The organism is Streptomyces sp. NPDC046860, from assembly GCF_040645115.1.
Classification (GTDB): domain Bacteria; phylum Actinomycetota; class Actinomycetes; order Streptomycetales; family Streptomycetaceae; genus Streptomyces.
Window position 1 is genome coordinate 33,288 of sequence record NZ_JBEYXQ010000003.1, and the last position, 12,597, is coordinate 45,884.

Consider the following 12,597-nt stretch of genomic DNA (forward strand, 5'->3'; position numbering starts at 1 on the left):
CTCCGGTCAGGCCCCGCGGGCCTCCCGTCGCGTCAGGGCGCCCAGCGAGCGGTCCGTCACGGTGGTGACGAGGAAGACGGCGCTGACGGCGAGCAGCAGCCAGGAGAGGTGGTGGAGGCCGCCGGTGTCGGCGCGCTGTCCGAACAGGGAGCCGCTCGCGGCGGAGGCCACGATGGCGCCGAGGTAGCCGAAGGTGCGCAGCAGCCCGGCGGAGGAGCCCATGCGCTCGGGGTCGGCCTGGTGGAACACGGAGTTCTGCAGGGCGAGGCTGTTCAGGCCCTGCGGCACGCCGAGCACGAGCACGACGGCCAGCAGCGTCCACACCGGGCTGCGGTCGGTCAGCGTCAGCAGCAGCGCGCACGCGGCGAGCTGGCCGGCGGAGCCCACCAGGAGCTTGGCGCGGATCGCCTCCCGGCGTCCGGTGAGCGTGGAGACCACCAGGGCCGTGGCGAACAGCGGGAGCTGGACCAGCCCGGCCTGCGAGGCCGACAGCCCCCGGCCCTCCTCCAGCCACTGGGTGTACCCGTACAGGAAGGCGTAGCTGACGATGTACGAGAGCAGGGAGCGGGCGTAGGTGGCCAGCAGGGGGACGTTGCCGCCGAGGACGCGCAGGTCGATGAAGGGGCTCGGGGTCCGCAGTTCCCGCAGGGTGAAGGCGGCGGCCGCGACGAGGGTCAGCGCGGGCAGGTACCAGTGCGCGGCGCCGGGCTCCATGAGGAACAGCAGCAGGCAGACCAGGGCCGTGGCGAACAGGCCCATGCCGGGCAGGTCCAGCGCGGCGAGGGGGTGCCGGTCCCCGGGGTGACGCGGGGGCGGGGCCGAGGGGAGGCGGCGGGCGCCGAGGTACAGGCCGACGAGGGCGAGCGGGATGTTGACGGCGAGGGTGGCGCGCCAGCCGCCGACGCCGATCAGCAGCCCGCCGAGGCTCGGGCCGACGACGGCGACGGTCTGGGTGGTGACCGCGAGCGCGGTCAGCACGCCCGTCGGGCTCTCCTGCCCGGTGCGCCGGGCCTCGCTGCGGATCAGGTACATGGCGGCCGGATAGCCGGCACAGGTGCCGAAGCCGAGGAGCACGCGCGCGGCGATGAGCACGCCGAGGCCCGGGGCGAGCATGCCCACCACCCCCGCGACGCCCGTGAGCACCGTCCCCGCCAGGAACAGGCGGCGCGGCCCGAAGAGGTCGATCAGCCGTCCGGTGACGGGCTGGCCGATCGAGGTCGCCAGATAGAGGGCCGAGACGAGCCACGCGGTCTGCGCGGGCGGCGCGCCGAACGCGGCGCCGATCGGGACCAGGGAGACCGACAGGACGGAGGAGTTGACCGGGTTGAGCACGGAGCCCAGCATCATCGGGGCGAGCAGGCGCCGGTCGAAGCCGTCGCCCTTCCTCGCCCGGTGCGGGAGCAGCTGGCGCATGGTCACGACCGGACGACCCGGTCCAGTATCGCCGCCGCCTCCAGCAGGGTCCGGCGTTCGGCCTCCGTGCACCCGTCCTCCAGCGCGCGGGTGAGCCAGCCTTCCCCGGCCCGCCTGCGGTCCTCCAGGAAGGCGTGCCCGGCGTCGGTGACGAACACCGACTGGCGCCGCCCGTCGGAGGGGTCCGGGCGCCGGGACACGAGCCCGCGCTCCTCCAGCACGGCCACGGTCGCGGCGACCGACTGGTGCCGTACGCGCTCGGCGGCGGCCAGCTCGCTGACCGACGCCTCCCCGTCCTTGTCCAGCCGGCTCAGCACGGACGTCTGCGACGGCGTGAGGTCGCCGGGGTCGTAGGTCTCCCGCATCCGCCGCCGGAGCCGGCTGAAGACGACCCGGATCTCGTGCGCCGCGCGCACGGCGGATTCGGACACACCGGTGGTGTCGGCGATCTCGGTCATGTCTACAGGCTAGGTTGCGCAGTCCAGGCTGTGCAAATGTCCCGCCCCGGGCTGATCACCGGCGGGCCGTCCCGGATGCCGCTCCGGGACGGCCCGCCGGGGGAGGGTCAGAGCGTCGCGCGGCGGCGCAGCTCCTTCTTGTCGGGCTTGCCGACGTCGGTGAGGGGGAGGGCGGACGGGAAGGTGATCCGGGCGGGCTCGTACATCGCGCCGCGCTCGGCCCGCACCAGGGCGCGGAGGTCGTCCGCGGTGGTGGTGGCGCCGGGGGTGAGGAGCACCGCGGCGTGGACGCGCTCCATGCGGTCCTCGTCGCGGACGCCGAAGACCGCGCTCTGCAGGACGTCGGGGTGGCTGTTGAGGAGGTCCTCCAGCTCGGTGGTGTACACATGGCCGCCGACCACGACGATCATGTCCTTGAGGCGGTCCACGACGGTCAGGTAGCCCGCGTCGTCGCGGAAGCCCACGTCACCGGTGTGCAGCCAGCCGTCCCGGAGCACCTCCGCGGTCAGCCCGGGCTGCTTCCAGTAGCCCTGCATCACCATGGCGGAGCGGACGCAGATCTCACCGTGCCCGCCGTTCGGCAGGACGCCGCCGTCCGCGTCCCGGATCTCCACCTCGACGCCGGGCAGGATCTTCCCGGCGGTGCGCAGCAGGGCGGGGTTGTCGGGGTCGTGGTCCTGCGGGGACAGGACGCTGAAGATGCCGCCCTCGTTCTGGCCGTACCCCTGCATCAGGACCGGCCCGAGGCGCCGTACGGCGTCGGCGATGCGCGCGGGGGAGGACTGGCAGCCGCCGTAGACGACCTGGCGCAGGCCGGAGGTGTCCGTGCGGGCCATGTCCGGGTGGTCGAGCAGCTGGTACAGCAGCGGAGGCAGCAGCCACATGTGGGTGATGCGCTCCCGTTCGACGGTACGGAGCACCTCCCCCGGCTCGAAGTCGTCCAGCAGGACCACCGTGCCGCCGGTCTCCAGCACCGCGTCGGCGAGCATCCCGGCCGCGTGGGCGATGGTCGTGGCGACCAACTGCCGGTGCTCACCGGTCTCTTCGTCGGTGACCGGGCGCGCCGCGCGCGTCTCCGCCACCTGACGGAACGTCGTGCAGATGCCCTTGGGGTGGCCGGTGGTGCCGCCGGTGTGCCGGATGCCGCAGATGTCGTCCGGCTCGGCGAGGCCCGGGAACGGCTCGGCGGACTGCACGGCGGCCAGCGCCAGCAGGTCCTCGGCGCCGTCGCAAGGCCCCAGCGTCAGCACCGACTTGACCGGCACGGACTCGGTGAGCTCCGCGGCCCGGCCCGCCAGCCGGGGGTCGACCACGAGGGCCCGCGTCTCCACGTCGGCGACGATCGCGGCCTGCACGTCGGCGGCGAGCTTGCTGTACAGGTGGTTGACCTGAGCGCCGATCAGGTTGGCGGCGTAGCGCACGGCTATCGCCTCGGGCAGGTTACCGCTGAGCAGGGTGACGGTCTGGCCGCGCTCGATCCCCTGGGCCTGAAGGGCCCACGCCATCCGGTACACCAGCTCACGGAACTCCCCTGCTCTGACACGGTGTTCGCCGTGCACCAGGGCTTCGCGGCCGGGGTTGTCCCGCAGGGCGTCGAGGATGTCCTCCACGGGGTTGCGGAAGCGTGGGGCTGCGACGTCGGGCATGGGGGGTCCTCCTGGGCCGGCGCGCGCCGCGGCCGGCCGGGTTGTTGCCGTAGTTCAGTGGGGGGACGGGAAAGTTCCCGAGCAAAGGTTGCCTAGACCAACCAAGTCGACTCTAGGACGCTCGTACGGGCAGCGACAACTTCACGGCCGCGAACGTCGACAATCGGCCGATTCGGCTAGGTCAATCGGCCAATGTCGACCCCGTACACCCCTACTGACCAGCGGCGACGACCTCGCTCAGCCCTTGATGAGGTCCGCCGCCTTCTCCGCCGCCATGATGGTCGGGGCGTTGGTGTTCCCACGTGGCACCGTCGGGAACACGGACGCGTCCACGACCCGCAGGCCCGTCACCCCGAGGACGCGCAGCCCGGGGTCCACCACGGCGCCGATCGCGCACGTCGACGTCGGGTGGTACAGCGTCTGCCCGCTCCGCCGCGCCCAGGCGGCGAGTTCAGCGCCGGAGTCCGAGGCGGGCATGTCCCCGTACGGTCCCGTCGCGAGGTCCGCCACCGCCCGCTGGGCCGCGATCTCCAGGGCGATCCTGGTCCCGGCGACGACGCAGTCCCGGTCCTCGTCCGTCATCAGGTAGTTGTGCGTGATCCGCGGTGCCGCGTCCGGCCGCGCGGAGCGCAGGGCGACCGTGCCCCGGCTGGTCGGCGCGAGCACGCACGGCCCGAACGCGAAGCCGTGCTCGGGCACCGTGCCGAGCCCCTCCTGGTGGAACAGCGCGGCGACCGCGTGGAACTGCACATCGGGGGCGTCCAGGCCGTCCCGGCTCCGGAAGAAGCCGCCCGCCTCACCGACGTTGGAACTCAGCGGACCACGGCCCTCGTTCTGGAGCAGCGCGGCGTTCTCCTCGGTCGCCGCACCGAGCAACGACTCGGTGTCCGTGCGGAAGTTGAGCAGCGTCGCGTAGTGGTCCTGGAGGCCCTGGCCGACCGGCAGGTCCGCCACCACGTCGATGCCGAACGCGGACAGGGCGGCGCCGGGGCCGATCCCGGACAGCATCAGCAGCTTCGGCGACTCGTACGCCCCCGCCGACACCAGCACCTCCCGTTCGGCCCGCACCACCTCCACCGTGCCGCCCCGCTCGACCGCCACCCCGGCCGCCCGGCCGCCCTCGATCAGCACCCGGTGGGCACGGGCCGAGGGGAGCACGGTGAGGTTCGGCCGCTCCAGCGCGGGATGCAGGTAGGCCACGGCCGCGCTGCACCGCATCCCGTGACGCTGGGTCAGCTGGTAGCGGCCGACGCCGAACTGCGTCTCGCCGTTGAAGTCGTCGTTCGCCTTGTGTCCCGCCTGCCCGGCGGCCGTCACGAAGGCGGAGGCGAGCGGATGCCCCGACCGGCCGTCGCTGACCGTCAGGGGCCCGCCGACACCGTGGAACCGGTCCGCGCCGCGCTCGTTGTCCTCGGCGCGGCGGAAGTACGGCAGCACCTCCTCGTACGACCAGCCCTCGGCCCCGGCCGCCGCCCAGCCGTCGTAGTCGGCGCGGGCGCCCCGGATGTAGATCATCGCGTTCATCGAGCTGGAGCCGCCGAACATCCTGCCGCGCGGCAGGAAGATCCGGCGCCCGCCGAGGCCGGGCTCCGCGTCGGAGTCGAGGTCCCAGTCGAGCCCGGTCTTGAACAACTGCGGGAAGGCGGCCGGGACATGGATCTCCGGCGCGGTGTCCGGGCCGCCCGCCTCGATCACCGCCACCTTGACCTCCGGGTCCTCGGAGAGGCGCGCCGCCAGCACGCACCCCGCCGATCCGGCACCCACGATGACGTAGTCGTACGAGCTCATTCCATGCCCTCCGGTCGGTGAGTCGTTCCCGCGCCCTTCAGGATCGGCCACGGCGGGCGTCCGGCTAAGGAAGTATTCGGCCCGGGTGGGGCGTGGCGGCGGGCGTTCTGGAAGCGCTTGCCCGCCGGGCGCCCTACACGCCGGTCCGTCCGTCGACCAGTTCGCGCACGACGTCCAGGTGGCCGTTGTGCCGGGACGTCTCCTCGATGAGATGGAGGAGCACCCAGCGAAGGTCGACGTGCCGGCCGTCACTGATGGGGCGCCTGGCCGGGGTGTCCAGGTCGTGGCCGGCGACCAGCCGGCGGTACCGGGCGCTCTGGGACGCGTACTCGGCGAGGAGCCGGGGGAGCGGGACGTCGACCGCCGTGCGCATCTCGGGGTCGGGGTCCTCGTCGGTGGCCCCGGTGAGGGGGCCCGAGGGGTCCTCGCCGAGGAACATCACCTCGAACCAGTGGTGCTCCACCCATCGCAGATGGCTGATCAGGCCGCACAGGGTCATCAGGGGGGAGCCGGGGAGCGGGGCCCGGCGGGCGTCCTCGGCGGAGACGCCCTCGCACTTGGCTCGCGCGGTGTCGCGGGCGTAGTCGAGGAACGTGGCCAGTTGCGCGCGCTCGTTCCAGGCGGGAGGCGTGTCGGTCTGTCGGGTCATTCCGGGACCGTAAGCCGGACACCCGTTCCCGTGCGCGTCAATTTCTTCTTGACGCCCATTGTGCGTCAACTTAGTCTTGACGCATGAGCCCACTCGACATCAATCTCGCCGACCTGATCGCCCGCCTCGACCAGGAGTTCCCCGAGGCCGGCGATCTCGCCCACATCAGCGAAGCGCGACTGCGGGCCCAGACGCTGTCCGACCTGGGTGACCAGCTCATCGACCACTACGTCAGCAAGGCCAAGCGGTCCGGGGCGTCCTGGACCGAGATCGGGGACGCCATCGGGGTGTCCAAGCAGGCCGCCCAGCAGCGGCACGCGCCCACGCCGTTCGAGCGGTTCACCCACCTCAACCGGCACGGCATCGTGCTGGCGCAGGAGGCCGCGCGGACGCGACGGCACGACTCGATCGGCACCGAACACCTGCTGCTGGGCCTGCTCGGGGAACCGCAGGGCCGGGCCCACGAGGCGCTGGTGGCCAAGGCCGGTTCGGAGCAGCGGGTCCGCGACGCGGTCGCGCGGGTGCTGCCGCCGGCCGGGACGAAGGCGCTGCGGGGGCACATCGCGTTCCGCGAGGAGAGCAAGGCCGCCATCGGGCGGGCGCGGGACGCGGCGGCCGAGCTGGGTCACGACTGGGTGGGCACCGAGCACATGCTGCTGGGCCTGATCCGGGTCGAGGACAGCCCGGCCGCCCGCGTTCTGCGCGAGCTCGGCTTCACCCCGGACGAGCTGCGCGAGACGGTCGCCGCGCGGGGCGAGCGCTGACGGCGGCTCAGGTCAGCGCATCCCAGAACCCGGTCAACGCCTCGATGACCGCCTCCGGTTCGTGCACGTTCGGCGAGTGCCCGCCGCCCATGATCTCCGTGTAGCGTGCGCCCAGCCCACGTGCCATCGAGGCCGCCCCGCGTTCCGGCCACGTCTCCTCCGGGGTGCCGAAGACGACCGACAGGGGGACGCCGGTGCCGCGCAGCGCCGCGCTCCGGTCCGGCTCGGTGATCATCCGCTCGGCGGCCAGACGGAGGGCCTCCGGCGCGTTGCGGGCCCAGCGGTCCGAGAGGAAGGCGACCACCTCCTCGGGGACCCCGCCGTCCTCCGGCCGCAGGAACGGCCACAGGTCCGGGACCGGGGTGGTGCGCAGGGCGTCCAGCAGGAGTTCCAGACGTTCTCGCGTCGGCTCCGACACCGCCGCCGGGCCGAAGTTCAGCAGTGTCAGCGACGCCCAAGTGTGCTCAGCAGAGGGGGTGTTCAGCACGGCCAGGCGCGACACCAGCCCGCCGTAGGAGTGGCCCACCAGATGTACCGGGCCCAGTTCCGCCGCCAGGGCGATCAGGTCCGACGCCAGATCCCCGGGCGCGTACGACGGGTCCCGCGACGCCGGGCCCGTCTCGTACTGGCCCCGCTGGTCGATGGCGACCACCCGGTGACCCGCCTCGGCCAGCCCAGGCAGCAGCGGGAGGAAGTCCTCCTTGCTGCCGTTGAAGCCCGGGACCAGCAGAGCCGTACCGCGAGGGACACCGTCCGGGGGAGCGGCCGTGAAGGCGGCGAACGTACCCCGGGCGGTGTCCAGTCGCACGCTGCGGACGCTGTCCGGACGGGCGATCGAGAGGATCTGGCTCATGCGGGTGATGGTACGTAAGGGCCCGTCCCAGGGGTGGACCCCCTCTTGACGCGGTGTCCGGCACGGGCCGACACTCGGGGCCGGGGAAGTCCAGCGAACAGGTGGGGACGCATGACGCGCCTGGAGACGGTGACCGGCCGCAGCGGCCGCACGCCGTCGCGCGCCCTCCTCCTCACCTCCCGCCTGCACATCGACCTCCTGCGCGTGTGCAGCGCCATCGGACCGCGCGTCTGACCCGGGCCGCCGCCCGCCCGCGCGCCCACGCGCCCTCCTCGTAACTCCTCGCCCGCATCAGCCGCCGCTGTTCCCGCAGGCGCGCCCGCGCGCCCTCGCCCCTGGGGAGACGTACGCATGCCCATCACCGCGCCGACCGCCCTTCCGACCGTCCGGCACAGTTCCGCCTTCCGGGGGCGGCTCGGCCAGGACGCCCGCAGCGGCCACCAGGCCGTGCCGCACCGCTACCGGCTCCACCTCTCCACCGCCGACCCCGACGGACTGAGCCTCGCCATCGGCCACAGCCTGCTCGGCCTCGACGCGAGCTGTCCGGTCACCCTGCTCCCCGCCGTCCCCGACGCCCCGGACGGCAGCCACACCGCGCTCCGCCCGCTCTACGAGGCCAGCGCGCACCGCTACTTGGGCCCGGCGCCCGCCCCCGTGCTCAGCGACGCGTGGTCCGGACGCATCGTCAGCACCCACGCGCCGGACATCCTGCGCGACCTCGACCTCTTCCCGCGCCCCGGCGGCGGTCCGCTGCGGCCCGCGGGCCGTCAGTCCACCATCGACGCCGTGGAACGGCTCTGCGCCGAGGGCATCGAACAGGCCGCCCAGCGGGCGGGCAGCGCCGACGAGGACCCGGCCGGCCGGGCCGCCGCCCTCGAGGTGCTCCTCGACACCCTGGCGCGGCTGGAACTCTGGCTGACCGGGGAGGAGTACCTGGCCGGCGGACGGCTCACCGCCGCCGACATCGACCTCTGGGTCCGCCTGGTGCAGCTCGACACCGTGCACCGCTGCCACCTCGACGCCTCCGCCGTCCACCGGATCGCCGGCTTCTCCGCCCTGTGGTCCTACGCCCGGCGCCTGGCCGCCCACCCCGCCTTCGGTCCCCACCTCGACCTCGACGGCATCGCCCGCCGGCACCACGGCCGCTGCCGGGGCCTCGAAGCCGCCGGAGCCGCCGTGCAGATCCTCGACTGGGAGACCCACGCCCGCAGGCCCTGAGGAGGCGCCACTTTGCGGACACGGCCTAACCCGCCGCGTCCACCAGCACGGCCAGCGCCCCGGCCAACTGGTCCAGGCCCGGTCCGGGCGGGCCGCCGGGCTCGGTCATGTACGTGTCCCTGCGGACCTCCACCATCAGGGCGCTCACCCGCCGCTCCCGGCCGTAGTGCGCGAGGGGGACGTACGTCCCGCTGAACGGGCTGTCCAGCCCCGTCTTCCCGTACGGCGAGAAGGCCGAGCGGGCCGCCGCCGTCAGCCCCGGCGGGGTGTGGAAGGGGTCCGTGCCCAGGCACACCGCCGGGCGCGGGCCCTCGCCGTGCAGCTCGTACGGCAGCGGGCGGGACGGGTAGGAGTGGACGTCGATGACCACCGCCCGCCCGGTCGCGGCGAGCCGGTCCTCCACCGCCTCGGTGAGCGCGCGGGCGTACGGCTCGAAGTACCGCTCGATCAGCGGGGCTCGGCCGGTGTCGTCGGCCCGCAGCGGCTCCCGGTGCGTGGTGCGGGTGTACACCGCGCCCATGCCGACGACCCGCATCTCCTCCCGCTCGTCCGGGAACCGCTCCGGGTCCACCACCAGCCGGGACAGCCGGTTCACGAACCGCCACGGTCGTATGCCGGCGAACTCGGCCGCCCTCTGGGCCAGTTCGGCGGTGTGCGCGTCCGTGATGTGGTCCAGCTCCCGCTCCAGCGCGCCGTCGTCGAGCAGCAGCCCCGCCCTCACCTCCGCCGGGATCGCCCGCGCGGAGTGCGGTACGTGCAGCAGGACCGGGGACGCGGGGTCACCCGGCAGCAGCTCGAACGAGGGCTCGGACACGGTCGGCTCCCTTGGGTCAGCGCAGCAGTTCGGCGACCAGTCTGCCAACCTGCCCCGTCTCGACCAGGAACCCGTCATGTCCGCAGGACGACCACCACCCCCACCCGGGCCGGCGCCTGGGGCCCCGGCCCCCGTCATCGCACCCAAGGGCGACATGGCCCGCGGCGGAGCGTACACGCGACCGTGCCCCGGCCGGAGGAGTCCGGCCGGGGCACGCGCGTACGGCTATCGCACGGGTCAGCTCAGGGAGCCGAGCGCCGTGTTCCAGGTGGCCGACGGGCGCATGACCGCGTCCGCCTTGGCCTTGTCCGGCTGGTAGTAGCCGCCGATGTCGGCCGGGGAGCCCTGCACCGCGAGCAGCTCGTCCACGATCTTCTGCTCGTCGGCCGCGAGGGACTCGGCGAACGGGGCGAACGCCTTCGCCAGGTCGGCGTCGTCGGTCTGCTGGGCCAGCTCCTGCGCCCAGTACAGGGAGAGGAAGAAGTGGCTGCCGCGGTTGTCGATGCCGCCGACGCGACGGGTCGGGGACTTGTCCTCGTTGAGGAAGGTCGCCGTGGCGCGGTCGAGGGCGTCGGCGAGGACCTTGGCCCGGGTGTTGCCGGTGGCCGCCGCGTACTGCTCCAGGGACGGGACCAGCGCGAAGAACTCACCGAGGGAGTCCCAGCGCAGGTAGTTCTCCTTGACGAGCTGCTGGACGTGCTTCGGGGCCGAGCCGCCGGCGCCGGTCTCGAACAGGCCGCCGCCCGCCATCAGCGGGACGACCGACAGCATCTTGGCGCTGGTGCCCAGCTCCAGGATCGGGAAGAGGTCGGTCAGGTAGTCACGCAGCACGTTGCCGGTGACCGAGATGGTGTTCTCGCCGCGGCGGATGCGCTCCACCGACAGCTTCGCGGCCTCGACCGGCGGCAGGACACGGATGTCCAGGCCCTCGGTGTCGTGCTCGGTCAGGTACTCGTTGACCTTGGCGATCAGGTTGGCGTCGTGCGCGCGGGTCTCGTCCAGCCAGAAGACCGCCGGGTCGCCGGTGGCGCGGGCGCGGGTGACGGCCAACTTGACCCAGTCGCGGATCGGGTCGTCCTTGGTCTGGCAGGCACGGAAGATGTCGCCCTCGGCGACCGGCTGCTCGATGAGCACGTTGCCGTCGGCGTCGACCACGCGGACGGTGCCCGCCGTGGCGACCTCGAAGGTCTTGTCGTGCGAGCCGTACTCCTCGGCCTTCTGCGCCATCAGGCCGACGTTCGGGACCGTGCCCATGGTGGACGGGTCGTAGGCGCCGTTCGCGCGGCAGTCCTCGATCACGGCCTGGTAGACACCGGCGTAGGAGGAGTCCGGGATCACCGCGAGGGTGTCGTGCTCCTCGCCGTCCGGGCCCCACATGTGGCCGGAGGTGCGGATCATCGCGGGCATGGAGGCGTCCACGATGACGTCCGAGGGGACGTGCAGGTTGGAGATGCCCTTGTCCGAGTCGACCATGGCGAGGGCCGGGCCCTCGGCCAGCTCGGCGTCGAAGGACGCCTTGATCTCGGCACCCTCGGGCAGGGTCTCCAGACCCTTGTAGATGCCGCCGAGGCCGTCGTTGGGGGACAGGCCGGCCGACTTCAGGGTCTGGCCGTACTTCGCGAACGTCTTCGGGAAGAAGGCGCGCACCACGTGGCCGAAGACGATCGGGTCGGAGACCTTCATCATCGTGGCCTTGAGGTGCACGGAGAACAGGACGCCCTCCTCCTTCGCGCGGGCGACCTGCGCGGCGAGGAACTGCTCCAGCTCGGCGACGTGCATGACCGAGGCGTCGACGACCTCGTCCTTGCGGACCGGTACCGACTCCCGCAGCACGGTGGTGGTGCCGTCCTCGGCGACCAGCTCGATACGGAGCGTGCCGTCCTCGGTGATCACCGTGGATTTCTCGGTGGAGCGGAAGTCGTTCTCGCCCATCGTGGCCACGTTGGTCCTGGACTCGGGGGTCCAGGCGCCCATGCGGTGCGGGTGGGTCTTGGCGTAGTTCTTCACCGAGGCCGGGGCGCGGCGGTCGGAGTTGCCCTCACGCAGGACCGGGTTCACGGCGGAACCCTTGATCTTGTCGTAGCGGGCGCGGGTCTCGCGCTCCTCGTCGGTCTTCGGGTCCTCGGGGTAGTCCGGGAGGGCGTAGCCCTTGGCCTGCAGCTCGGCGACGGCCGCCTTGAGCTGCGGGATCGAGGCCGAGATGTTCGGCAGCTTGACGATGTTCGCGGCCGGCGTCTTGGCCAGGCCGCCCAGCTCGGCGAGCGCGTCCGGGATGCGCTGGTCCTCGGTCAGGTACTCCGGGAAGACGGCGATGATGCGCCCGGCCAGCGAGATGTCGCGGGTCTCCACGGGGACCCCGGCCTGCGCGGCGTACGCCTGGATCACCGGCAGGAACGAATGGGTCGCCAGGGCCGGCGCTTCGTCCGTGTAGGTGTAGATGATGGTCGAGTCAGTCACCGGGTGCTCCGCTCCACGTCTGCAACATTGCTCGACATCAAGATATCTCGTGACCGGGTCCGGATCGACAGGGGTCCGGGACCGGCCGGTCAGCGGGTGCCGCCGGTCATCTCCCGCTCGATCCAGCGGCAGATCACGTCCACGACGTACACGTGCTCGGCGCGGGTGAGGTCCCGGCCCTTGGGGATGCCGTGGCAGCGCAGCAGACAGGTCCGGCAGCAGGTGCCGGTGGCGTGCTGGGCGACGAAGACCGGATGACCGCGGTACGGGGTCTGCTTGCCGTCCTTGTACGGCTCGGCCGGGGCCAGCCGCCCGGCGATCAGGTCGTACGCGTGCCATCTGATCGTCGCGGGACCCTTCAACCCGGCCGTGGCCCGGTCCCGCCCGCTCAGGTGGAACTTTTGCCGGAACGGCTGCCGGGTGATCGAGTCGAGCCGCGCGTCCAGCGCGGCACGGGAGGGCGGGGTGAACGGTCCGGGTTCGGGCGAGGAATTCATACTATTTCGAGCTTAGCCCGGTGGACCAGGTGGCGGCCGC

General features: G+C 72.8%; 12 protein-coding genes. 3 read left to right on the forward strand and 9 right to left on the reverse strand.

The window, feature by feature from the left end:
• Nucleotides 1-6: 6 nt before the first annotated feature.
• The 5 genes from ABZ898_RS05850 to ABZ898_RS05870 all read right to left on the reverse strand — a co-directional run bounded on the left by ABZ898_RS05850 (nucleotide 7) and on the right by ABZ898_RS05870 (nucleotide 5,954).
• Nucleotides 7-1,413: an MFS transporter gene (locus ABZ898_RS05850; protein WP_361653204.1), complete on the reverse strand. Its 1,407-nt coding sequence runs from the start codon at nucleotides 1,411-1,413 to the stop codon at nucleotides 7-9.
• Nucleotides 1,414-1,415: 2 nt separating this feature from the next.
• Nucleotides 1,416-1,871 (reverse strand): MarR family transcriptional regulator, encoded by a 456-nt coding sequence (locus ABZ898_RS05855; protein WP_361653206.1) that lies wholly within the window; start codon nucleotides 1,869-1,871, stop codon nucleotides 1,416-1,418.
• Between the two features lie 107 nt (nucleotides 1,872-1,978).
• A complete protein-coding gene (locus ABZ898_RS05860) occupies nucleotides 1,979-3,517 on the reverse strand; it encodes an AMP-binding protein (RefSeq protein ID WP_361653208.1) in 1,539 nt (512 codons plus the stop codon).
• Nucleotides 3,518-3,754: 237 nt separating this feature from the next.
• Nucleotides 3,755-5,305 (reverse strand): GMC family oxidoreductase N-terminal domain-containing protein, encoded by a 1,551-nt coding sequence (locus ABZ898_RS05865; RefSeq protein WP_361653210.1) that lies wholly within the window; start codon nucleotides 5,303-5,305, stop codon nucleotides 3,755-3,757.
• A 133-nt stretch (nucleotides 5,306-5,438) separates the two neighbouring features.
• Nucleotides 5,439-5,954: a DinB family protein gene (locus tag ABZ898_RS05870; protein WP_361653212.1), complete on the reverse strand. Its 516-nt coding sequence runs from the start codon at nucleotides 5,952-5,954 to the stop codon at nucleotides 5,439-5,441.
• Between the two features lie 83 nt (nucleotides 5,955-6,037).
• On the opposite strand from ABZ898_RS05870, the gene ABZ898_RS05875 reads away from it, so the two are divergent.
• On the forward strand, nucleotides 6,038-6,718 hold the full coding sequence (locus ABZ898_RS05875; RefSeq protein ID WP_361653214.1) for a Clp protease N-terminal domain-containing protein: 681 nt from the start codon (nucleotides 6,038-6,040) through the stop codon (nucleotides 6,716-6,718).
• A gap of 7 nt (nucleotides 6,719-6,725) precedes the next feature.
• Here the strand turns inward: ABZ898_RS05875 and ABZ898_RS05880 are convergent, their stop codons facing one another.
• Nucleotides 6,726-7,571: an alpha/beta hydrolase gene (locus ABZ898_RS05880; protein WP_361653216.1), complete on the reverse strand. Its 846-nt coding sequence runs from the start codon at nucleotides 7,569-7,571 to the stop codon at nucleotides 6,726-6,728.
• Nucleotides 7,572-7,682: 111 nt separating this feature from the next.
• Here ABZ898_RS05880 and ABZ898_RS05885 point away from each other — a divergent pair, with 111 nt between their 5' ends.
• Nucleotides 7,683-7,805, forward strand: a complete 123-nt coding sequence (locus ABZ898_RS05885; protein ID WP_361653218.1) for a hypothetical protein — start codon at nucleotides 7,683-7,685, stop codon at nucleotides 7,803-7,805.
• Between the two features lie 117 nt (nucleotides 7,806-7,922).
• Nucleotides 7,923-8,789 (forward strand): glutathione S-transferase family protein, encoded by an 867-nt coding sequence (locus ABZ898_RS05890; protein WP_361653220.1) that lies wholly within the window; start codon nucleotides 7,923-7,925, stop codon nucleotides 8,787-8,789.
• 25 nt (nucleotides 8,790-8,814) lie between these two features.
• On the opposite strand, the gene ABZ898_RS05895 is transcribed toward ABZ898_RS05890, so the two are convergent.
• The 3 genes from ABZ898_RS05895 to ABZ898_RS05905 all read right to left on the reverse strand — a co-directional run bounded on the left by ABZ898_RS05895 (nucleotide 8,815) and on the right by ABZ898_RS05905 (nucleotide 12,557).
• The gene (locus ABZ898_RS05895) at nucleotides 8,815-9,603 is read right to left on the reverse strand and encodes an N-formylglutamate amidohydrolase (protein ID WP_361653222.1); all 789 of its coding nucleotides are present in this window, start codon (nucleotides 9,601-9,603) and stop codon (nucleotides 8,815-8,817) included.
• 237 nt (nucleotides 9,604-9,840) lie between these two features.
• Nucleotides 9,841-12,060: an NADP-dependent isocitrate dehydrogenase gene (locus tag ABZ898_RS05900; protein WP_361653224.1), complete on the reverse strand. Its 2,220-nt coding sequence runs from the start codon at nucleotides 12,058-12,060 to the stop codon at nucleotides 9,841-9,843.
• An 89-nt stretch (nucleotides 12,061-12,149) separates the two neighbouring features.
• Complete coding sequence (locus tag ABZ898_RS05905; RefSeq protein WP_361653226.1) at nucleotides 12,150-12,557, reverse strand: DUF4186 domain-containing protein; 408 nt, start codon at nucleotides 12,555-12,557, stop codon at nucleotides 12,150-12,152.
• Nucleotides 12,558-12,597 lie beyond the last annotated feature (40 nt).